Source organism: Muricoccus pecuniae (assembly GCF_014199205.1).
Taxonomy (GTDB): Bacteria; Pseudomonadota; Alphaproteobacteria; order Acetobacterales; family Acetobacteraceae; genus Roseomonas; species Roseomonas pecuniae.
Window position 1 is genome coordinate 1 of sequence record NZ_JACIJD010000082.1, and the last position, 1,488, is coordinate 1,488.

Below are 1,488 nucleotides of genomic sequence, written 5' to 3' on the forward strand. Positions count from 1 at the left end.
GTAAGCGTCATCCCGCAGCTGCCTTGTAGGGCGCTGGCCTGATCGGCTGATCTGCGCGTCTCCTGGGCGGCGCGGTGTTGGTTGTCGCCCTTACGCGTAGGGGTATGGGCGTTGCCGGACGGTCTGCGAGGCGAGGTGATCAGCGTGGTTCAGCGGCGGCGCCGGTGGACGACGGAGCAGAAGCTTGCGTTGGTCGAGGAGGCGATGCGTCCTGGCTTGTCGGTGGCGGGCGTGGCCGACCGGCACGGCGTGAGCCGGAGCCTTCTGTTCGAGTGGCGGCGCCAGGCACGTGAGGGGACGATGCCGGGCTTGGTTGGGGCGGGGCCGGAGCTCCCGCCCAGCTTGGTCCCGGTTCGGGTGGTCGGGGAACCGCTGCCCCGGCCGCAGACAGCGGCATTGCCATGTCCTGAGCGGCCAACTCAGTCCGGTGCGACGCTGGAGGTGGTACTGCCGAATGGCCGCCTGCTACGGGTTTCCGAGGCGATCGGGCCGGAGGTGCTGGGACGGCTCGCTGCGGCGCTGGAAACCTGATGCTGACGTTCAACGCCGGGATCCGCGTTCACCTGGCGCTCGGCGTCACGGACATGCGCCGCGGCTTCAATGGGCTGGCCGCACAGGTGCAGACGGTGCTGCGGGCCGATCCGTTCTCGGGTCATTTGTTCCTTTTTCGCGGCCGCCGGGGTGACCTGCTGAAGGTGCTTTGGTGGGACGGCCAGGGCTTGGTGCTGCTGGCCAAGCGCCTCGAGAAGGGCCGGTTCATCTGGCCGACGATCGCACGGGAAGGCTCGGTGACGCTGACGGCGGCCCAGCTGGCGATGCTTGTGGAAGGGCTGGATTGGCGCATGCCGACGCCGAGTTGGAAGCCAGAGATCGCGGTATAGCCACTTGCCTCGGCACGGTGGTGTCTGAGACGGTTCGGGCGTGACGCCGCAAGCCGACAGCGCGCTGCCGAATGATCCCGCGGCCCTGATGGCGGTGATCGCGGCGCTGCGTGACGAACTTTCCGAGGAGCGTGCGGCCCGGCGCGCCGCGGAGACCGGCCTGCAGGCCATGACGCTGGAAGCAGAGCGGCTGCGGGTGCAGATCGCGCGGCTGCGGCATCAGCAGTATGGGCGCTCCTCGGAGCGCCTGGCAGGCGATGTCGAGCAGCTCGAGATGCGGCTTGACGATGTGCTGGCCGACATCGCCGCCGCGGGCGGCGCGGACAACGCCGAGGAGGAGACATCCAGCGGCCCGGCACCGGAGAAGGCGCCCCGCCGCGGCCGCAAGCCGCTGCCGGAGAACCTGCCGCGGCGGGATGTCGAGCACCTGCCCGCCGAGGGCTGCGCCTGTCGGGCCTGTGGCGGCGCGCTGCGGAAGGTGGGCGAGGACGTGACGGAGATCCTGGAGTACCGCCCCGGCCGGTTCGAGGTGGTGCGTCACGTCCGGCCTGCGTTCTCGTGCCGGGCCTGCGAGGCGATGACGCAAGCGCCGATGCCCTCGTTGCCG

3 protein-coding genes are annotated in these 1,488 nt (G+C 70.4%); all 3 read left to right on the plus strand.

Features of this window, described 5'->3' with window-relative positions:
* Nucleotides 1-111: 111 nt before the first annotated feature.
* On the plus strand, nt 112-531 hold the full coding sequence (gene tnpA, locus FHS87_RS23250; protein ID WP_184522285.1) for an IS66-like element accessory protein TnpA: 420 nt from the start codon (nt 112-114) through the stop codon (nt 529-531).
* The gene (gene tnpB / locus FHS87_RS23255) at nt 531-881 is read left to right on the plus strand and encodes an IS66 family insertion sequence element accessory protein TnpB (protein ID WP_184522288.1); all 351 of its coding nucleotides are present in this window, start codon (nt 531-533) and stop codon (nt 879-881) included. Before tnpA ends, tnpB begins: the two co-directional genes overlap by 1 nt.
* A 40-nt stretch (nt 882-921) precedes the next feature.
* Nucleotides 922-1,488, plus strand: a 567-nt coding sequence (locus FHS87_RS23260) for an IS66 family transposase (RefSeq protein ID WP_184522291.1), incomplete at its 3' end; no start/stop codon positions are given.